Source organism: Agrococcus sp. DT81.2 (assembly GCF_049844935.1).
Classification (GTDB): Bacteria; Actinomycetota; Actinomycetes; order Actinomycetales; family Microbacteriaceae; genus Agrococcus.
Genome location: NZ_JBNCLZ010000001.1, coordinates 221,268 through 241,113, shown reverse-complemented (window position 1 = coordinate 241,113; position 19,846 = coordinate 221,268). Strand labels below are relative to the sequence as shown.

Annotated in this window: 18 protein-coding genes; 4 read left to right on the top strand and 14 right to left on the bottom strand. The window is 71.9% G+C overall.

What is annotated here, in order from left to right:
• Positions 1-94: 94 nt before the first annotated feature.
• The 8 genes from ACLQ21_RS01125 to pdhA are packed head-to-tail and all read right to left on the bottom strand — an operon-like array spanning position 95 to position 9,872.
• The gene (locus ACLQ21_RS01125; RefSeq protein ID WP_425661391.1) at positions 95-1,264 is read right to left on the bottom strand and encodes an acyl-CoA dehydrogenase family protein; all 1,170 of its coding nucleotides are present in this window, start codon (positions 1,262-1,264) and stop codon (positions 95-97) included.
• A 50-nt stretch (positions 1,265-1,314) separates the two neighbouring features.
• Positions 1,315-2,142: an HpcH/HpaI aldolase/citrate lyase family protein gene (locus tag ACLQ21_RS01120; protein WP_425661389.1), complete on the bottom strand. Its 828-nt coding sequence runs from the start codon at positions 2,140-2,142 to the stop codon at positions 1,315-1,317.
• A 26-nt stretch (positions 2,143-2,168) separates the two neighbouring features.
• The gene (locus tag ACLQ21_RS01115) at positions 2,169-2,672 is read right to left on the bottom strand and encodes a MaoC family dehydratase (protein WP_425660609.1); all 504 of its coding nucleotides are present in this window, start codon (positions 2,670-2,672) and stop codon (positions 2,169-2,171) included.
• Positions 2,669-4,669 carry an acetyl/propionyl/methylcrotonyl-CoA carboxylase subunit alpha gene (locus ACLQ21_RS01110; protein WP_425660607.1) on the bottom strand — a complete coding sequence of 667 codons (2,001 nt, stop codon included), beginning with the start codon at positions 4,667-4,669 and terminating at the stop codon, positions 2,669-2,671. The genes ACLQ21_RS01115 and ACLQ21_RS01110 overlap by 4 nt, the downstream gene beginning before the upstream one ends.
• On the bottom strand, positions 4,669-6,378 hold the full coding sequence (locus tag ACLQ21_RS01105; RefSeq protein WP_425660605.1) for a carboxyl transferase domain-containing protein: 1,710 nt from the start codon (positions 6,376-6,378) through the stop codon (positions 4,669-4,671). Before ACLQ21_RS01105 ends, ACLQ21_RS01110 begins: the two co-directional genes overlap by 1 nt.
• A 4-nt stretch (positions 6,379-6,382) precedes the next feature.
• Complete coding sequence (locus tag ACLQ21_RS01100) at positions 6,383-7,729, bottom strand: dihydrolipoamide acetyltransferase family protein (protein ID WP_425660604.1); 1,347 nt, start codon at positions 7,727-7,729, stop codon at positions 6,383-6,385.
• Complete coding sequence (locus ACLQ21_RS01095) at positions 7,726-8,757, bottom strand: alpha-ketoacid dehydrogenase subunit beta (RefSeq protein ID WP_425660602.1); 1,032 nt, start codon at positions 8,755-8,757, stop codon at positions 7,726-7,728. The genes ACLQ21_RS01100 and ACLQ21_RS01095 overlap by 4 nt, the downstream gene beginning before the upstream one ends.
• On the bottom strand, positions 8,754-9,872 hold the full coding sequence (gene pdhA / locus ACLQ21_RS01090; RefSeq protein WP_425660600.1) for a pyruvate dehydrogenase (acetyl-transferring) E1 component subunit alpha: 1,119 nt from the start codon (positions 9,870-9,872) through the stop codon (positions 8,754-8,756). The genes ACLQ21_RS01095 and pdhA overlap by 4 nt, the downstream gene beginning before the upstream one ends.
• A gap of 175 nt (positions 9,873-10,047) precedes the next feature.
• Here pdhA and ACLQ21_RS01085 point away from each other — a divergent pair, with 175 nt between their 5' ends.
• Entirely contained in the window at positions 10,048-10,521 is a 474-nt protein-coding gene (locus ACLQ21_RS01085; protein WP_425660598.1) for an Lrp/AsnC family transcriptional regulator, read from the top strand.
• Between the two features lie 100 nt (positions 10,522-10,621).
• Here ACLQ21_RS01085 and ACLQ21_RS01080 read toward each other — a convergent pair whose 3' ends face one another.
• Positions 10,622-11,164 carry a cyclodeaminase/cyclohydrolase family protein gene (locus ACLQ21_RS01080; protein ID WP_425660596.1) on the bottom strand — a complete coding sequence of 181 codons (543 nt, stop codon included), beginning with the start codon at positions 11,162-11,164 and terminating at the stop codon, positions 10,622-10,624.
• Between the two features lie 72 nt (positions 11,165-11,236).
• Here ACLQ21_RS01080 and ACLQ21_RS01075 point away from each other — a divergent pair, with 72 nt between their 5' ends.
• The gene (locus ACLQ21_RS01075; RefSeq protein WP_425660594.1) at positions 11,237-12,112 is read left to right on the top strand and encodes a VOC family protein; all 876 of its coding nucleotides are present in this window, start codon (positions 11,237-11,239) and stop codon (positions 12,110-12,112) included.
• 187 nt (positions 12,113-12,299) lie between these two features.
• Here the strand turns inward: ACLQ21_RS01075 and ACLQ21_RS01070 are convergent, their stop codons facing one another.
• The 5 genes from ACLQ21_RS01070 to ACLQ21_RS01050 all read right to left on the bottom strand — a co-directional run bounded on the left by ACLQ21_RS01070 (position 12,300) and on the right by ACLQ21_RS01050 (position 16,811).
• Entirely contained in the window at positions 12,300-12,566 is a 267-nt protein-coding gene (locus ACLQ21_RS01070; RefSeq protein WP_425660592.1) for a hypothetical protein, read from the bottom strand.
• Positions 12,567-12,612: 46 nt separating this feature from the next.
• A complete protein-coding gene (locus ACLQ21_RS01065; RefSeq protein WP_425660590.1) occupies positions 12,613-12,963 on the bottom strand; it encodes an MmcQ/YjbR family DNA-binding protein in 351 nt (116 codons plus the stop codon).
• 204 nt (positions 12,964-13,167) lie between these two features.
• Complete coding sequence (locus tag ACLQ21_RS01060) at positions 13,168-14,712, bottom strand: APC family permease (RefSeq protein ID WP_425660588.1); 1,545 nt, start codon at positions 14,710-14,712, stop codon at positions 13,168-13,170.
• A gap of 26 nt (positions 14,713-14,738) precedes the next feature.
• A complete protein-coding gene (locus ACLQ21_RS01055) occupies positions 14,739-16,100 on the bottom strand; it encodes a flavin monoamine oxidase family protein (RefSeq protein WP_425660586.1) in 1,362 nt (453 codons plus the stop codon).
• Between the two features lie 93 nt (positions 16,101-16,193).
• The gene (locus tag ACLQ21_RS01050; RefSeq protein ID WP_425660584.1) at positions 16,194-16,811 is read right to left on the bottom strand and encodes a TetR/AcrR family transcriptional regulator; all 618 of its coding nucleotides are present in this window, start codon (positions 16,809-16,811) and stop codon (positions 16,194-16,196) included.
• Positions 16,812-16,895: 84 nt separating this feature from the next.
• On the opposite strand from ACLQ21_RS01050, the gene ACLQ21_RS01045 reads away from it, so the two are divergent.
• Positions 16,896-17,921: an agmatine deiminase family protein gene (locus tag ACLQ21_RS01045; RefSeq protein ID WP_425660582.1), complete on the top strand. Its 1,026-nt coding sequence runs from the start codon at positions 16,896-16,898 to the stop codon at positions 17,919-17,921.
• A complete protein-coding gene (locus tag ACLQ21_RS01040; RefSeq protein WP_425660580.1) occupies positions 17,918-19,837 on the top strand; it encodes an amidase in 1,920 nt (639 codons plus the stop codon). Before ACLQ21_RS01045 ends, ACLQ21_RS01040 begins: the two co-directional genes overlap by 4 nt.
• Positions 19,838-19,846: the final 9 nt, after the last annotated feature.

The following is a 19,846-nucleotide window of genomic DNA, read 5'->3' as shown; positions in this document are numbered from 1 at the left end:
CCACCCCCCGTCCGCGGGGCGGGGCGGCCCCCCTGGGGGGGGTGCGGGGCGGTTGACCCCCACCCGGGGCCGCCAACCCTCAACCGGGGGCGGGTCAGCCGCCGAACGACTTCTCGAAGCCGAGCGCGCGGGCGATGATCGCCAGCTGCACCTCGGTCGATCCCTCGCCGAGCGTCAGGATGCGGCAGTCGCGCAGGTGCCGCGCCACGACGTTCTTGTTCATGAAGCCCTCGCCGCCCCAGATCTGCGTCGCGTCGTTCGCGTTCGCGACCGCGGCCTCCGAGCCGATGAGCTTGGCGAGCGACGCCTGCTCGGTGAAGGGCAGGCCCTGGTCGATGCGGCGTGCCGCGTCGTGCATCACGGCACGGGCGGCGTGCACGCGGGAGCGCATCCGCGCGATCGTGAATGCGATGTGCTGGTTGTCGCCGATGGGCCGACCGAAGACGACGCGCGTCTTCGCCCGCTCGATCGCTTGCTCGAGGCAGCCCTGCGCGGCGCCGACGCACAGCGCGGCGAACGCGACGCGGCCCTCGTCGAGCACCGACAGGAAGTTCGAGAATCCCTTGCCGCGCTCCCCCAGCAGGTTCCGCTCGGGCACTCGCACGTTGTCGAAGACGAGCGGATGCGTGTCGGACGTGTTCCAGCCGATCTTGTCGTAGGCGGGCAGCGCGGTGAAGCCGTCGATGGGCGTCGGCACGATGATCGTCGACAGCTCCGGCTTCTCGCGGCCGTCCCTGCCGACCTTGCGGCCCGTGACGCACGTGACCGTGACGACCGACGTGATGGGCGTGCCGGAGTTGGTGATGTACTGCTTCGTGCCGTCGATGCGCCACCAGCCGTCCTCGAGCACGGCCGTGGTCTGCGTCGCACCGGCGTCGCTGCCGGCCTGCGCCTCGGTGAGGCCGAAGGCGGCGAGCGCCTCGCCGCGCGCGAGCGCCGGCAGGTAGGTGCGCTTCTGCTCCTCGGTGCCGAAGCGCAGGATCGGCATGGCGCCGAGCCCGAGGCCGGCCTCGAGCGTGACGGCGATCGACTGGTCGACGCGCCCGAGCTGCTCGACGGCGACGCAGAGCGACATGTAGTCCTTGCCCTGCCCGCCGTACTCGGTGGGGATCGGCAGGCCGAACAGGCCCATCCTGCCCATCTGCGCGATGATCTCCATCGGCAGCCGGCGTGCGGTGTCGTACTCGTAGCTCGCGGGTGCGACGACCTCGTCGGCGAAGCGGCGCACGGTGCGCGCGAGCTCCTGGTGCTCCGCGCTCAGCATCTCGGTGCCGTCGACGACTTCGTCGACAGCGGGGTTCATGGCCGTGGTGGTCATCGGGTGCTCCCATTCGTGGTGGTGGATGCCCTCTCGACGACGCTTCTGGCGTGCCGGAGGATCGGTTCGTCGACCATGCGTCCCTCGAAGGAGAAGACGCCGGGGTTCTGCAGCGCCGCCGCAAGGATGCGGCGCGCGAGCTCGAGCTCGTCGTCCGTCGGCGCGAACGCCTGACGGTAGGGCTCGACGTGGTTGGGGTGGATGGCCGCCTTGGCGCCGAAGCCGGACGCCGCGGCGTCGACCGCCTCGGCGTGCGCTCCCGCGAGGTCGGCGATGTCGGTGCGGATGGCGTCGACCGCGGTGACGCCGTAGGCGCCCGCGGCGAGCAGGATCCGGCTGCGGGCGTGCGCGGCGACGTCGCGGTACGCGCCCGTCTCGTCGCGGCTCGACGTGCCGCCGAGCGAGGCGACGAGGTCCTCGGCGCCCCACATGATGCCGACGACCGCGTCGTGGGCCACAAGCGCCTCGGCGGCGAGCACGCCTCGGGCCGTCTCGCACAGCACGACGACGCGCGCGTCGGGCACGGCTGCGAGCACCCAGTCGACCTCGTCGACCGATTCTGCCTTCGCGAGCATGACGGTGCGGAACCGCGAGGCGGCGACCGCGGCGAGGTCGGCGTCGAAGCCCTCAGTGGATGCGGCGCTCACCCGCACGATCGTGCGAGCGGCGTCGAGGCGGGCGCCCACGACCGCCTCGCGGGCGGCGTCCTTCGCGTCGGGCCCCACGGCATCCTCGAGGTCGAGGATCACGGCATCGGCGCGGTCCGCGGCCTTCTGGAAGCGATCCGGCCGGTCGCCGGGGCAGAACAGCAGCGCCGGGCCCATGCCCAGCTGCTTCGCTCCCGCGGCGCTCACTGCTCCCCCTCGGGCGCGCTCTGCATGAGCACCTTCCGCACGGCGCGTGCGACGACGTCACCGTGCTGGTTGCGGGCGAGGTGCTCGAACGTCGCGATCCCCTGCCCCGGCCGCGACTTCGACGGCCGCTTCTCGAGCACGCGCGTCTCGCAGTAGATCGTGTCGCCGTGCCGCACGGGCGCGGGGAAGGTGATGTCGCTGAAGCCGAGGTTGGCGACGATCGTGCCGAGCGTCAGCTGGCCGACCGAGAGCCCGACCATGGTGGCGAGCGTGTGCATCGAGTTCATGAGCGGCTCGCCGAACTCGGTCGTCTCGCTGTACGCGCGATCCAGGTGCAGCGGCTGCGCGTTCATCGTGAGGGTCGTGAACAGCACGTTGTCGGTCTCGGTCATGGTGCGGCCGGGTCGGTGCTCGTAGACGACATGCTCCTCGAGCTCGTCGAACCACAGCCCGCGCTGCGTCACCCGGCGCTCCGTCACGGTCTCCGGCGTCTCGCTCATGCTGCTGCCTCCTCGGGGGTCACGGTTGCGAGCTCCTGCCCGCGCGTCACCTGCTCGCCGACCACGGCGTGCAGGCGCACGGTGCCGGCGACAGGCGCACGCAGCACGTGCTCCATCTTCATGGCCTCGACGCTCACGATCGCCTGGCCTTCGGTCACCGTGTCGCCGTCGGCGGCGTGCGCCGCCACGACGGTGCCCGGCATCGGGGATGCGAGGGTCGGCTCGGCGGCGGCACGGCCGCGGCGAGTGCGCGGCGGCGCTTCGACGAGCCAGTCGCCGTCGGGCGTCCACACCCACGTCCCATCGCCCTCAGCGGCGACCGGCACGCCCGTCGGCAGCTGCTCGAAGCGTTGCACCGTGCCGTCGGCGCGACGGACGAAGATGTCGACCTCGCGCGCCGCGGCGACACCAGGACTGGAGTCCCAGTGGTACGGCTGGTCCTCGGTGGCGCGGAGCACCTGCACCTCGGCGATGCCGTCGGCGTCGCGGAACCGCGCGCGGCGTCCGACCGCACCGCTCATCCGCCAGCCGTCGGGCGCCCACGCGCCGACCGCAGGCGGCACGCCTCGCTGCTGCGCCGCCGCGATCGCCAGCGCCTCCGCCGGCAGCTGCGCGCCCGCGATCCGTTCGCCCTCGCGGTCGATGAAGCCGGTGTCGAGGTCGCCCGCGCGCACGCTCGGCTCGTCGAGCAGCGCTCGGAGGAAGCCGCGGTTCGTCGTGACGCCGAGCACGCTCGTCTCGCGCAGCGCGTCGCGGAGCCGCTCGATCGCCTCGGCACGGTCGCCGCCGTGCGCGATGACCTTGGCGATCATCGGGTCGTAGCTCGAGCCGACGGTCGTGCCGTGCTCGACACCCGCGTCGACCCGCACGTGCCGGCCCGCTGGCCAGCGGAGATCGAGCACGGTGCCGCCGGTCGGCAGGAAGCCGGCCGCCGGGTCCTCGGCGTAGATGCGTGCCTCGATCGCGTGACCGGTGAGCGTCACGTCGTCCTGCGCGATCGCGAGCGGCTCCCCCGCGGCGATCCGCAGCTGCTGCTCGACGAGGTCGACGCCGGTGACCATCTCAGTGACGGGGTGCTCGACCTGTAGACGCGTGTTCATCTCCATGAAGAACGGCTCGTCGGGCCGGTCGGCGGCGACGATGAACTCCACGGTGCCGGCTCCGACGTAGCCCACCGACCGGGCCGTCTCGACGGCGGCGGAGCCGATGGACGCGCGCTGCGCCTCAGTGAGCAGCGGGCTCGGCGCCTCCTCGATGACCTTCTGGTGGCGACGCTGCAGCGAGCACTCGCGCTCGCCGAGGTGGATGACGTTGCCGTGCGTGTCGGCGAGCACCTGCACCTCGATGTGGCGCGGGTTGGTCACGAACCGCTCGATGAAGAGGGTGTCGTCGCCGAACGACGACTTCGCCTCGCGGCGGGCTGCCGCGAGGGCCGACGCCAGCTGCGCCGCCTCGTCGACGCGGTACATGCCCTTGCCGCCGCCGCCGGCGGCGGGCTTGATGAGCACGGGGAAACCGACCTGCTCGGCGCCGGCGATGAGCGCCGCGTCGTCGAGGCCGGGCTCGGCGATGCCCGGCACGGTGGCCACGCCGCGCGACTCGACCGCGTGCCGCGCCGAGATCTTGTCGCCCATCGTCTCGATCGCGGAGGCGGGCGGTCCGATGAACACGACCCCGGCATCCGCGCACGCCTGCGCGAACGCCGCGTTCTCGGAGAGGAACCCGTAGCCCGGGTGGATCGCCTGCGCGCCCGTGGCTCGCGCCGCCTCGATGACCTTCTCGATCGACAGGTACGTGTCGCGCAGCGGACCGGTGCCCAGCGAGATGACCTCGTCGAAGTGCGCGGGGTGCGGTGAGGGGTCGTCCTCGGCGCGCACGGCGACCGAGCGGATGCCGAGGTCACGGAGGGTGCGTGCGACGCGAATCGCGATCTCGCCGCGGTTGGCGACGAGCACGGTGTGGAACATGTCGGTGTCGAGCGTGTCGGGCATCTGCATCACATCCTGAAGACGCCGAAGCGTGGCTCGGGCAGCGGCACGGCGGTGACGACGTCGAGCGCCATGCCGAGGACGCGGCGGGTGTCTGCGGGGTCGATCACGCCGTCGTCCCAGAGGCGGGCCGACGCGTAGTAGGGGTTGCCCTGCCGCTCGTACTGCTCGCGCACGGGTCGCTCGAAGTCGGCCTGCGCGTCCGCCGACCACTCGTCGCCCGCGCCTTCGATCTGCTCGCGCTTGACGGTGGAGAGCACGGATGCGGCCTGCGGCCCGCCCATGACGCTCACGCGCGCGTTCGGCCAGAGCCAGAGGAACCTGGGGTCGTAGGCGCGGCCGCACATCGAGTAGGTGCCGGCGCCGAACGAGCCGCCCACCACGACGGTCAGCTTGGGCACTCGCGTCGTCGCGACCGCGGTCACCATCTTCGCGCCGTGCTTGGCGATGCCGCCGCGCTCGGCCTCCGAGCCGACCATGAAGCCGGTGATGTTCTGCAGGAAGACGAGCGGCACGCCCCGCTGGTCGCACAGCTCGATGAAGTGCGCGCCCTTCATGGCCGACTCCGAGAAGAGCACGCCGTTGTTGGCGATGATGCCGACGGTGTGGCCGTGCAGCTCGGCGAAGCCGGTGACGAGCGTCTCGCCGTAGCCGGACTTGAACTCGTGGAACTCGCTGCGGTCGACGATGCGGGCGATGATCTCGCGCGCGTCGTAGGGCGTCTGCAGGTCGGGCGGGATGGCGTCGTAGAGCGTCGCCGGGTCGACCGCGGGCGCGAGCTCGTCGTCGTCGTCCGCGGCGTCGAGCGGCACGTACGATCCCGTCCCGAACACACGGGTGCCGAACGACCGCGTCGGCGCCGGTACGGCGCCCGGCAGGGCGCGGTCGGTGTCGGGCAGGGCCGCCACCATGTCGCGCACGATCTCGAGCGCGTGCTCGTCGTCGTCGGCGAGGTGGTCGACGACGCCCGAGACCTCGGCGTGCAGCTGGCCGCCGCCGAGCGACTCCGCGTCGATGACCTCGCCGGTCGCGGCCTTCACGAGCGGCGGGCCGCCGAGGAAGATCGTGCCCTGCTCGCGCACGATCACCGTCTCGTCGCTCATGGCCGGCACGTACGCGCCGCCCGCGGTCGACGAGCCCATGACCGCCGCGAGCTGCGGGATGCCGAGGGCGGAGAGCTGCGCCTGGTTGAAGAAGATGCGGCCGAAGTGCTCGCGGTCGGGGAAGACCTCGTCCTGCATGGGCAGGAACGCGCCGCCCGAGTCGACGAGCGCGATGCACGGGAGGCGGTTCTCGCGCGCGATCTGCTGCGCGCGCAGGTGCTTCTTCACGGTGAGCGGGAAGTACGTGCCGCCCTTGACGGTCGCGTCGTTCGCGATCACCATCACGTGCCGGCCGTGCACGAGGCCGATCCCCGCCACGACGCCAGCAGAGGGCGCATCCTGACCACCGGTGCCGTCGACGTCCTTGCCGTAGACGCCCCACGCCGCGAGCGGCGCGACCTCGAGGAACGGGCTGCCTGGGTCGAGCAGCGTGTCGATGCGGTCGCGCGCGAGCAGCTTGCCGCGCGCGACGTGCCGCTCGCGCGACGACTCCGGTCCGCCGAGCGCGACGCGGTCGAGCCGCTCGCGCAGCTCCTCGACGAGCGCTTCCATCGCGGCGCGGTTGCTGCGGGCGGCCTCGCTGGCGGGATCGACGTGGGTGGTCAGGGCGTGCATGCCCCTACCGTGCCAGTGCCAGGCTGGGACGCTCGAGCACCGCGGCGACATCGGCGAGGAAGCCGGCCGCCTCGCGTCCGTCGAGCACCCGGTGGTCGAACGACACGGTCACGGTGCACACGTCGCGCAGCGCCACCTCGCCCTCGTGCGCCCAGGGCATCTTCCGCACCGCACCGAGCGCGAGGATGACCGACTCGCCGGGGTTCAGGATCGGGATGCCGCCGTCGACGCCGAAGACGCCGACGTTCGAGACGGTGATGTTCGACGAGGTGAGCTCGGCCATCGACAGCGAGCCCTCACGGGCGCGCGTCGCGCGGTCCTTGATCGCGGCGGTGAGCGCGACGGCATCCATCGTCTCCGCCTCGTCGACCGACGCGACCACGAGGCCGCGGTCGGTCGAGACGGCGATGCCGAGGTTGACGTGCGCGAACCGCTCGAGCTCGTTGGAGTCGGCGTGGAACGACGCGGTCACGTCGGGCCAGCGCTTGGCGGCGAGCAGGATCGCCCGGCACGCGAGCGCGAGGAACGACGCATCGCCCGAGCGGGCGAGCGCGAGCGTCTCGGTGACGTCGATCTGGTGCCAGGTGGCGGCGTGCGGCACGGTGAGCGCCGACTGCGTCATGGCGGCGGCGGTGTGCTTGCGCAGCCCCGTCACCTTCTCGCGCGTCGACGCAGGAGCCGCTGCCGGGGATGCAGCACTGCCGAATGCAGCACTGCCGGATGCGGTGGCGTGCGACTCGAGGTCGGCGCGCGTCACGAGGCCGTCGGCCCGCGACGGGCGCACCGACTGCAGGTCGATGCCGCGGTCCTTCGCGAGCTTGCGGACGGGCGGCATGGCGTGGTTGGTGCGCGCGGTCGCCCGCTCGGTGCCGGTCCGTTCTGGGCGCTGGAAGGGCTCGACGTCCCAGGTGCGCTTCGCGCGCACGGGCTTGCCACCATGGACGGTGATGGAGCCGACGAGCACCGAGACCTTCTCGGGCTTCGCCTCCGGCTCGACGGCCGTGGGCGTCTCCTCGATCGTGTCCTCGGGCGTGGCCACGGGCCCGGCCTCGGGCGACGGCGCGTCCTCCGACGACGTCTCGGGTGCCGGCGCATCCGCACGCGTGCTCTCGGAACCGGCGACGTCGAACTCGATGAGCGGCGCGCCGACGGCGACGGTCTCGCCCTCGGCCGCGTGCAGCTTCGTGATGACGCCCTCGTAGGGACTCGGCAGCTCGACGACGGCCTTCGCGGTCTCGATGTCGGCGAGCGGCTGGTTGAGCTCGACGGTGTCGCCCTCGGCGACGCGCCAGGCGACGACCTCGCTCTCGGTGAGGCCCTCGCCGAGGTCGGGCAGCAGGAACGTCTTCATCGGGCGGCTCCGGTCGTTGCGAGGGAGGTGTCGAGCTCGTCGCGCGAGCTGCGGCGGCCGAGCGTGCGGTCGACGGCGTCGAGGATGCGGTCGAGGCTCGGCAGGTAGTCGTGCTCGATCGCGGACGGCGGGTAGGGGGTGTCGTAGCCGGTGACGCGCTCGGGGGCGGCCTCGAGGCTCGAGAAGGCGCGCTCGACCACCGAGGTGATGAGCTCGCTCGAGACGGAGACCTCGCCGGGCGCCTCGTGGGCGACGACGAGCCGGCCGGTGCGGCGCACCGACTCGACCACGGTGTCGACGTCGAGCGGCGAGATCGAGCGCAGGTCGATGACCTCGATCTCGATGCCCTCATCGGCGGCGGCGATCGCGGCGCGCAGCGCCGTCTCGACCGTCGGGCCGTACGCGGCGACCGTGACGTCGCGGCCGGCGGCGACGACGTTCGCGGTGTCGAGGTCGCGCACGATCGAGCGGTCGACCTCGCCCTTCGTGTAGTACTTGCCCTTCGGCTCGAAGAACAGCACCGGGTCGTCGCTCGCGATCGCGGCGCGCAGCGTCGAGTACGCCTCCTGCGGCGTCGACGCGGTCACGACGCGGAGTCCCGCGGTGTGGGCGAAGTACGCCTCGGGCGACTCGGAGTGGTGCTCGACCGAGCCGATGGCGCCGCCGAACGGCACGCGGATCGTGAGCGGCACCTTGACGCGCCCCTTGGAGCGGAAGTGCAGCTTGGCGACCTGCGCGACGATCTGGTCGAACGCGGGGTAGATGAAGCCGTCGAACTGGATCTCGGCGACGACGCGGAAGCCGCGGTAGCCCATGCCGATCGCGGTGCCGATGATCGCCGACTCCGCCAGCGGCGCGTCCATGACGCGCTCCTCGCCGAAGCGGGCCTGCAGGCCGTCGGTGACGCGGAAGACGCCGCCGAGCTTGCCGATGTCCTCGCCCATCAGCAGCACGCGGTCGTCGCCCTCGAGCGAGTCGGCGAGCGCGGCGTTGACGGCCTTCGCGAGCGTGAGCGTCTCGGTGGTCATCGCTTCCCCTCGATGGATGCGGCGAACGCGCGGCGCTCCGCCTGCTGGCGCTGGATGCGCTTCGTCGGCTGGTCGTAGACGTGCTCGAAGATGGCGTCGGCGCTCGGCGCCTCGGCGTGCTCGGCGGCGGCGCGGAGCTCCTTCGCGAGCTCGTCGGCGCGGATCTTCGCCTCGGCGCGGACGGCGTCCATGTTGGCGCCCATCCGCTCGAGGGCGCGCTCGACGCGATCGATCGGGTCCTTCGCGGTCCACTCCTCGAGCTCTGCCTCGTCGCGGTAGCGCTTCGGGTCGTCGGTCGTGGTGTGCGGTCCGCGGCGGTAGGTGACGGCCTCGATGAACGTCGGGCCGCCGCCGGAGCGGGCGCGGTCGAAGGCGATGCGGGCGGCGGCGTGCATGGCGAGCACGTCGTTGCCGTCGACGCGCATCGACGGGATGCCGAAGCCGGTCGGGCGCAGCGCGAGCGGCGCGCTCGACTGCACGCGCACGGGCTCCGAGATGGCGTACTGGTTGTTCTGGCACAGGAAGACGACCGGGGCCTGGAACGCCGACGCCCACACGAGCGCCTCGCTCACGTCGCCCTCGCTCGTGGCACCGTCGCCGAAGCAGGCGAGCGCGACATCGTCGGAGCGGTCGAGCTTGGAGGCCATCGCGAAGCCGGTGGCGTGCAGGCTCTGCGCGCCGATGATGATCTGCGCCGGCGCCATGTTGATCTCGTGCGGGTCCCAGCCGGCGTGGGCGTACGCCTTCCACACGTGCGCGAACTCGGCGAGGTCGACGCCCTTCAGCAGCGCGAACGCGTGCTCGCGGTAGGAGCCGAACACCCAGTCGTCCTGTCGCAGCGCACGGGCCGGTCCGACCTGCGCGGCCTCCTGGCCGAGCAGCGGCGGCCACAGCACGAGGTGGCCCTGGCGGGTGAGGGCGAACGCCTCGGTGTCGAGGCGGCGCACGCGCACCATGTCGACGTAGAGGTTCGTGAGCGCCGACTCGTCGATGTCTGTCAGGTACGGGTCGAGCAGCTCGCTCGGCAGCCTGCTGCCGTCGAGGTCGAGCACGCGCAGCGGGCAGTCGATGCCGACGGCGAGCTCGGGGTCGGGGGCTGGCACGGTGATCGACACGATCGAACCTCCTTGTTCGAAGCGCCTCTTGAGCGCCGGTCGGCTCCGACGGACGGGTGCATCCGCAGAGCGTGGCTCGACGCTACCCCCGGGACGCAGTTCGCGCAATCAGCGACACGCATGCTGCGCGCCACGCCCATTCCGTGGCGCACGGCGCTGCGCTAGATTGCGCATCATGCGCATCGTCGATGACACCGACCGGAAGATCCTGCTCGAGCTGACGCGGCATCCCCGGATCACGAACGCGGCGATCGCCGAGCAGCTCGGCCTCGCCCGCAACACCGTGCAGTCGCGCGTCGCGGCGCTCGAGGCGTCGGATGCGCTGCAGGGCTTCGATCGCCGGTTCCACGCGGCGGCGCTCGGCTACCCGCTCACCGTGTTCATGGCGACGCACGTCGACCAGCCGCGCATCGACGGCGTCGTCGAGCAGCTGCGCGAGATCCCGGAGGTCGTGCAGGCGTTCGGCCTGTCGGGGCAGGCCGACGTGCTCGTGCGCGCGGTGTGCCGCGACGCGGAGGACCTCTATCGCGTGAACAAGCTCGTGCTCGCGTGCGACGGCGTCGTGCGCACCGAGACGTGGCTGTCGATGGGCGAGCTCATCCCCTTCCGCCTCGCGCCCGTGCTCGAGCGCGACCTGCAGTCGCGCTGACGCCGGCCGGGCCTCGCGCGAGCGGTCAGCGGACCCGAGATCGGCGGCCGGACCCTCGATCGGGGGTGCGCGTGCTGATCAGGGGTCCGCGAAGCGCGCGCTATCGGTCGAGCTGCGCCTGCAGTGCGCCGAGGCGCTGCCGGAGGCGAGCGGCGCCTGCCGCGCCCTGCTCCTCGAGCGTCGCGACGTTGAGCGCTGCCGCGCGCAGCGCCGCGCTGCCAGCGCCCCGCAGCAGGTCGCCGGCGGCGAGCGCGTCGCTCACGAGCTCGCGCTTCACGAGCGGCTCCGACGCCTCGGCGAGCTCGATCGCCGCGACGAGCGCCTCCGCCAGCTCGAGCGGCACGTCGGCCGCCGCCACCGTCGCCGCCTCGACGTCCCCGTCCGAGCCGCGCGCGTCGATGACCGCCGCGAACGCCTCGGCGTCACGGTCTGCGGCGGCGACCACCCGCTCGACGAGCGCCTCTCCCCTGCTGCGCAGCGCAGCGCATCCCTCGTCATCGGTGATCGTCAGCGCCTTCAGCACGAGTGCGATGCCGAACGCACCGGCGACCGCCGCGGCAGCGCCGCTGCCGGGCGTCGGCTCGGTCGACGACGTGCGGAGCAGCAGCTCGTCAGCCCGCGACGACCACACGCTCTCGCTCACGGTGCGTGAGCCTACCCGTGCGGGCCGAGCGTGGGCTCGGAATGCTCCCGACATCCGGACGTTGCATCTCGTATGACGACGATCGACCTGCTGCCCGACGCCACCGACATGGGCCCCGTGATGCTCAAGACCGCCGAGCTCGCACGGCTGGTGCACTGGTACACCGCCGGCGTGGGTCTCGAGCGCATCGCCGAGCGACCGGGCATCGTCGAGCTGGGCGTCGATGGCCGAACGATCCTCGTGCTCGAGGAGGCGCCCGACCTGCGCGGGCCGAACCCCGCCGACGCGGGCCTCTTCCACACGGCGATCCTCTACCCGACCCACGCGGCCCTCGCCGCAGCGGTCGTGCGCATGACCCAACTGCCGGATATCCAGTTCGCCGGCACCGGCGACCACCACGTCTCCGAGGCGTTCTACTTCGCCGACCCCGACGGCAACGGCGTCGAGCTCTACGTCGATCGGCCCCGCGACCAGTGGGTGTGGCAGGACGGGCACGTCTACATGACCACGGAGTTCATCGACCCGAACCGCTTCGTCAACGAGCACCTCGACCGCGGCACCTTCGGCCAGTCCTCCATCGCGCCCGTCGACGCCAAGGTCGGCCACGTGCACCTGCAGGTCGGCGACGTCGCGACCGCCCGCGCCTTCTACGTCGACGCGCTCGGCTTCGCGGAGACGACCTCGCTCGGCAACACTGCACTGTTCGTGAGCGCCGGTGGCTACCACCACCACATGGCGATGAACGTGTGGAACTCGCGAGGCGCCGGCCGTCGCGCCGACACGCTCGGCCTCGGCCGCGTCGAGATCCGGGTGCCCGACGCGGAGGCGCTCGGCGCCGCGCGCGAGCGCCTCACGGCGCGCGGCATCCCGGTCGCCGACGACGGCCAGAGCCTGCGCTTCGACGACCCGTGGGCGAACCTCATCACGCTCACCCCGGCGTCCGCCTAGCTCCCCTCATCCGCTCGTCGAGTAGCAGCCGAAGGCCGCGTATCGAGACGAGGCCGCACCCGCTCGTCGGATAGCAGCCGAAGACCGCGTATCGAGACGACCCCGCACCCGCTCGTCGAGTCGCTGCCGAAGGCCGCGTATCGAGACGACGTGCCCCAGAGGTCTCGATACGCGCGGCTCCGCCGTGCTACTCGACCAGCGGGGTGAAGGCCGCGTATCGAGACGACGCCCCACCGCTCGTCGAGTAGCTGCCGAAGGCCGCGTATCGAGACGACGCCCCACCGCTCGTCGAGTAGCTACCGAAGGCCGCGTATCGAGACGACGCCTCACCGCTCGTCGAGTAGCTCGGCCCGCTCGCAGTCGCGCTGGCGACGGCGCTCATGAGCGCGATCTGGGTCTCGGTCGTGCTGTGGACGGGCAGCGTCCGCTTCGACGAGCCCTGGGCGAACGCCATCAGGCTGACCCGACTGCCGCCGCGCAGCCGACCGCCTGGCCGCACGTCAGCGCTCGCCCGGCTGCCCGCTGACGAGATCGTACGAGCCGACCACCAGCGCTTCCACCAGGGACGCAGTGATGCCCTTGCCTGCGCCGACGCTCACCCAGTGGCGCTTGTCGAGGTAGCGGCCCGGCGTGATGGTGTCGTGGTCGTGGACGAGCGCGTCGGCATGATGCGGGTCGGCCTTGACCGTGATGATCTGCTCATCGGGGTCCTCGGTGACGATGAGGAACACCCTTCCGCGAGACTTGTACGCCCTGAGGCGCGGCGTGAACGGATACCCGGCTTCGGTGCCCTCGAGACCGGCCGCGGTGTCGCGGGCGATCCTCTGGATGCTGTCGCCGTCGATGCTCATCGCAGCGCGCGGCTCACTGCCTGCTGGCTCCGGCCATCCATGGGCAGGGTCCTTCCTCTCCGCGGCCGGCGACGTGCCGCAGACACGTACTCTCGCACGCACTCCTGATGGCAGCGTTCCGATACGAGGGGCGAAAGGCCGGTTGGCGACGTCAGGCCCGGTCCCCTCGGACTGGGCCTGACGCATCCGTGCACGGCTCAGCCGCTACTTGATGAACAGCGCCTTCGTGTCGAGGTCGCCCTTGTTGAAGCCCATCGGCAGCACCTCGCCGCGGAAGAACGCCGGGCGCAGCCTCCGCATGATGAGCATGAGCACGACGCCCAGCAGCAGCATGCCGATGCCGAGGATGCCCACGAGGCCGACGCCGCCGATCTCGGAACCCGAGCCGTAGGCCGGGTCGAGGCTGTCGATGAGCGTCTGCACGAAGAGCACGACGAGCATGACGCCACCGATGAGCGGGCTGAGCAGCTGGACGAGGAACGCCTTGACCGACGACGTGGACGTCTTCCGGAAGTACCAGACCGCGCTCAGCGCCGTGATGCCGTAGTAGAAGCAGACCATCATGCCGAGCGCCGTGATGGTGTCCCAGAGCACGTTCTCGCTCACGAATCGCATGACCGCGTAGAACCCGCTCGCCACGAGCGCAGCCACGATCGCGGCGAAGCCCGGCGTGCGGAACTTCGGGTGGACCGACGCGAACCGCGCAGGCACGGCGCCGTAGTGCCCCATCGCGAGCAGCGTCCTTGCGGGTGAGAGCGCGGTCGACTGCAGCGACGCCGCCGACGACGACAGCACCGCGAGCGAGATGAGCCAGGCGAGCGGGCCCATGATCGGGTCGGACAGGAAGAACAGCACGTTGTCCTGGATGTCGGGGTTGCCGAGACCGAGCCCGGTCTCGCCGTTGCCCGCGAAGACGAGCAGCGCGACCGCGAGCAGCAGGTAGAGGCCCAGCACGATGAGGATCGTGATCGCGGCGGCGCGACCGGGCGTGCGAGCCGGATCCTTCGCCTCCTCGTTCATGGTGAGCACGACGTCCCAGCCCCAGAAGATGAAGATCGACAGCGACAGGCCGGCGATCGCCGCGCTCACCGAGGGCGCCTGCAGCACGTCGAACCATGAGACGTCGATCGGTGTGTACGAGACCGCCTCGCCCGACGTCGCGCGCACGAGCGCGGTCACGCCGAAGACGACGAGCACGAGCAGCTGGAAGGCCACGAGGCCGAGCTGCAGGCGCTGGGTGGTCTCGATGTCGCGGTACGAGATGAACGTCGCCGCAGCCATGAACGCGAGGCAGGTGATGACGTTGATGAACGGGTTCGCCGCGAGCTCAGCGATGCTCTGGTTCCCGGTGATCTGCGCGAGCAGCAGGAAGAGGAAGTCGACCGCGATGCCGGCGAGGTTCGAGAGCACCAGCACGGTCGCGATCACGAGGCCCCAGCCGGCCATCCAGCCGACGTAGGGGCCGAAGGCGCGAGTCGCCCACGTGAACGACGTGCCGGCGTCGGGCATCGCGCGGTTGAGCTCGCGGTAGCCGAACGCGACCAGCAGCATCGGCACGAAGCCGAGCAGGATGATCGCCGGCACCTGCACGCCCACGGCGCTCACGGTCGGCCCGATCGCTGCCGTGAACGTGTAGGCCGGCGCGATCGTCGACACGCCGATCACCACCGCGCCGAGCACCCCGACGGTGCCGGGCGCGAGGCCCTTCGACGAGACCGCGGTCTCGCGCGTGCTGGTTGCAGTCACCATTGACTCCTCTGTCTGTTCTTGCTCGGTCAGGCGCCGCGCGCCTGGATGATCTCGTCGGCCGCAGCCCAGCCCCGTCGGATGGCGCCGTCGACGTGCTGGTAGCCCTCCGCCGCGATGTCGCTGCAGGCCCAGTGGAGCGGCCCGAGCGGCTCGCGCTGCATCGCCCCGTAGCGGGAGAGCCCGCCGATGTCGAAGCTGCCCGCGTACGCGCCGCGGGTCCACTCCTCCGCACCCCAGTCGGAGAGGAAGAAGACCTCGGGCTCGAGCGCGCGCGGACCGAAGTAGATCGCCAGCTGCTCGAGGATCGCCGCGCGCTGGGCGTCCGGACCGAGCCGGAACGAGGCATCCGCGTTGAGGTCGGAGATGAACGCGACGAGCGTGCCCTTGGCGTCCTCGTGGTTCGTGTTGTCGTAGACCTCGTGCACGGGGCTGTGCGGGGCGAAGACGGTGCCGGAGAGGCCGTCCTCGCGCCAGAACGGCGTGTCGTAGACCGCGTGCACCTTGATGACGAGGCCCAGCGAGACGTGCTGGTGCATCTGCTGGTGCAGCCTCGGCAGCGGCGGCTGGAAGTCGATGCGCGTGTAGAGGTTCGGCGGCACCGCGACGATCGCGCGGGTCGCGCGCACGACGACGTCGCCGTCCGCGTGCGCGACGACGCCATCGGCCGTGTGCTCGAGGCGCCGCACGGGCGCGTTCACGATCACCGAATCCCCCAGTCGCTCGGCGAGCCGCAGCGAGACCTGCTGCATGCCGCCGACGACCCGGCGGTCGAGGATGAAGTCCTCGTCGACGAGGTTCGCGAACCCGCCAGCGGAGGCCGCCATGAGCAGCGCCTGCAGCAGGCTGAACGAGTGGGCGGGCTTCGTCAGCATCGCCTCTGCCACGTAGATCGAGACGATCTCGCACGCGGATTCGTCGTCCGACTGGGAGCGGAGCCAGTGGTGCCAGGAGATCGCGTCGTACTCCGTGGCCTTCGGATGCGCCCACGGCGCCTGGGCGCCGACCTCGGTGGCGAGGGTGTCGAGGATCCCGATGAGGCGCTCGATCTCGGCCTCGGTCTGCGCACCGGCGGGGAAGATCTCACCGGTGTAGCGGTGCCGCTGCCCCTCGCGGTCGACGTAGATGCTCTCGCCGGAGCGGTAGCGCTCGAAGGTCTCGAGACCGAGCTGCTCGAGCGTCTCGAGCAGCGCCTCCTGGTCGGGCGAGACCCACTGGCCGCCGATCTCGAGCATCGCGCCGTCGATCTCGCGCGTCCAGGTGCGGCCGCCGACACGGTCGCGCGCCTCGAGCACCGTGACCGTCAGGCCGGCGTCGACGAGGCGGGTCGCGGCGCTCAGGCCAGCGGCTCCCGCGCCGATCACGACCACGTCGCAGGTGTGTTCCACCATGGTGTGCATCCCTCCGTCGCCGGCACTGCTCTGCGCCGTGCCAGCGACTATCGCACACTATTGGCCAGTTGATCAATAGGCGGTGGGCGCCAGCTATGGAGACAGGGTTTCGGCGGGGATGCCGAGGAGGCCGGCGACGGTCCGCATCACGTACTGCACGGTCTCCTCCTCGTACCCGGCCCACACGGCGGATTGCGCGCTCAGCCCATCAGTCGCGCCCACGACGAAGCGCGCGAGCGCGAGCGGGTCGGGTGCGCTGAACGCGCCGGACGCGTGGCCGTGCGCGAAGACCCCCGCGACGAAGTCCTCCCACGCGCGCGCCTCCGCGACGAGCGTCGACGCGAGCTCGTCGTTGCGTCGCGACAGGCTCCAGCCGTCGAGCCAGACGAGCGCGACGTCGCGGCGGTAGTCGCGGATCAGCCCATGCAGCAGCGCGAGCACCCGCTCGATGTCGCCGCCCTCGACCGCCTCGACGCTCGCCCGGACGCTCTCGAGCTCCTCGCTCGCGATGTCGTGGAAGATCTCGGCGACGAGCAGCTCCATGCGATTCACGTAGTGCGTGACGAGCGCGGGCGCGACGCCCACCCGCTCGGCGACGGCGCGCTGCGTGACGGCGCTCAGGCCGGATTCGAGCGCGATCGACCGCGCCGCGCCGTACACGTCGGCACGGCGCTCGTCGGGGCTCTTCCGCACGCGCTTGCTGGTGGTCATTGCTTCCTCGCCGGATCCACAGTAACTTGTCGATCCAGGTTATTGACCAAATGGTCAATACGTAGGCACGACGATGAGGTCCCGATGTCCTGGAGCATGCCAGTCGAGTCCGCTCCCCAGGAGCGCCTGTGGATGGCCTTCCCGCACGGCCCCAATGCCGGCGACTCGCCCGCCGAGGCCGCGGCGGCCCATGAGGCGTGGGCGGCTGTCGCGAACACCGCGAGCGACTTCGAGCCCGTCACGATGATCGTCGACCCGGCCGAGCTGGATGTCGCGCGCCGATCGCTCTCGAGCGCCGTGACGGTGGTCGAGGCGCCCCTCGACGACGCGTGGATGCGCGACATCGGCCCGACCTTCGTGCTCGACGACGAAGGCAGGCTCGGGGCTGTCGATTGGATCTTCAACGGCTGGGGCGCGCAGGACTGGGCGAGCTGGGAGCACGACGCGCAGATCGGGTCGATCGTCGCGGACCTCGCGGGCGCCACCCGCATCCCCTCCGAGCTCGTGAACGAGGGGGGCGGCTTCCACGTCGACGGTCTCGGCACGGTGCTGCTCACCGAGACGGTGCAGCGCGACCCGGGCAGGAACCCGGGCATCTCCCGGGCAGAGGTGGAGGCCGAGCTCGCGCGCACGATCGGCGCGACGCATCCGATCTGGCTTCCCCGCGGGCTCACGCGCGACTACGAGCGCTACGGCACGCGCGGCCACGTCGACATCGTCGCCTCGCTCGTCGGCGACGGCCGCGTGCTGCTGCACGTGCAGAGCTCCTCAGATCACCCCGACCACGCCGTCTCTCGCGAGATCGAGCGGGTGCTCGCCGACGCGGTCGACGCGAGCGGCGCCTCGCTCGAGGTAGTGCCGCTCGCGGCGCCGGCGACGCTCCGCGACGATGAGGGCTGGGTGGACTGGTCGTACGTCAACCACGTGATCGTCAACGACGGGATCATCGTGTGCGGCTTCGGCGATCCCGCCGCCGACCAGGCGGCGCGCGAGGTGCTCGAGTCCGTCTACCCGGGCCGCACGGCCGTGACGGTCGATGCCCGCGAGATCTTCGCGCGCGGCGGCGGCATCCACTGCATCACGCAGCAGCAGCCCCGGAGCAGCCGATGACCGGGCTCGTGGAGGCGAGCGTGCGCTCGCTGCGGACCGAGCTCGACGCGGGCCGCACGACCGCGACCGAGCTCGCTGCGCTCACGCTCGCCCGGATCGCCGCGTATGACGTGGCGGGCCCGCGCCTCAACGCGGTACCCGTGCTCGCGCCCGACATCTTCGCGGCGGCGGCGGCGGCCGACGAGCGGATCCGCGCCGGCCGGCCCGCGAGCCCGCTCGACGGCATCCCCTTCACCGCGAAGGAGAGCTATTCGGCGAAGGGCATGACGGTCTCGGCCGGCAGCCCCGCCTTCGAGCATCTCGTCGCCGGCGAGGACGCGTTCGCCGTCGAGCGGATGCGCGAGGCCGGTGCCGTGCTCATCGGGCTGACGACGATGCCCCCGATGGCGAACGGCGGCATGCAGCGGGGGCTGCGCGGCCGCGCCGAGAGTCCCTACAGCGCGGACTGGCTCACGAGCGCCTTCGGCTCGGGCTCGTCGAACGGCTCGGGCAGCGCGACCGGCGCCTCCATCGGCGTGATCGGGCTCGGCGAGGAGACGTGGTCGTCGGGCAGGGCGCCCGCGAGCTGCAACGCGCTGTGCGCCTACACGCCCTCGCGCGGCCTCATCTCGATGCGCGGCAACTGGGCGCTCGTGCCGACCATGGATGTCGTCGTGCCGCACACCCGGTCGATGGCCGACCTGCTCGACGCGCTCGATGTGCTCGTCGTCCCCGACGCGCGCACCGACGGCGACTTCTGGCGGCAGCAGCCGTGGCTTCAGCTGCCGAGCGTGCAGGATGTGCGGCCCACGTCGTTCGCCGCGCTCGAGCCCGCGCCGCTCGAGGGCCTCAGGATCGCGGTGCCGCGCATGTACATCGGGGCCGACGACGGCATCCGCTCCCCCATCGCCACGCGGGCGAGCGTGCTCGAGCTGTGGCGGGCGATGGCCGACGACCTCCGCGCCGCGGGTGCCACCGTCGTCGAGACCGACCTGCCGCTCGTCTCGAACTACGAGGGCGACCGCGACGGCGCGCCCGACATCCTGAGCCGCGGCATCGTGCCGCCGCGGTTCATCGAGAGCGAGCTGCGGGAGCTCGCCGTGTGGGCGTGGGAGGGCTTCCTGCAGCGCAACGGCGATCCCGCGCTGCTCCACCTCCGCGACGTCGACGGCGACCGCATCTTCCCGCATCCGCCCGGCACGCTCCCCGACCGCTTCGAGCGCGACTCCCCCGCCTTCGAGCCCGCCGCGCGCATCCAGCTGGCCGAGTTCCCGTCGCTGCCCGTCCCTCGGCTCGAGGAGATCCCGGCGATGGCCGAGGGTCTCGCGGGGCTCGAGCAGACCCGCCGCCTCGACTGGGACGACTGGCTCGACGAGCACGGCATCGACGTCGTCGTGATGCCGACGCTCGCGGATGTCGGCCCGGCGGACGCCGACACGGATCCGGCCTCCGCGCGGCTCGCGTGGCGCAACGGCACGTGGGTGGCCAACGGCAACCTCGTGTGGCGCCACTTCGGCATCCCCACGGTCACGGTGCCGATGGGCACGATGGTCGACATCGGCATGCCCGTCGGGCTGACGATCGCCGGGCGGGTCTACGACGACGAGCGCCTGCTGCGGATCGGGCTGGCGATCGAGGCCCAGCGCGCGCGGCGGACCGCGCCTTCGCGGACGCCCGAGCTGCCGGCGACGCGCTGGACCCCGCTGGGCGCAGCGCACTCCGGTGCGCCGAGCATCGAGCTGCGCGTCACCCGCGACGGCGACGCGCTGACCATCACGGGTCGGGCCGACGGCGACGCCGTCGCGCTCTGGATCGACGGGGCGCAGCCGCAGCTCACCGTCGACGGCGACCGGTTCTCCGCTCGCGCGAGCGGCAGCATGGTGGTCGCGCTCGCGCGCAGCGCCGACGGCGACGCCGGGGCGTTCGCGAAGGCGTGACCCGTCGGG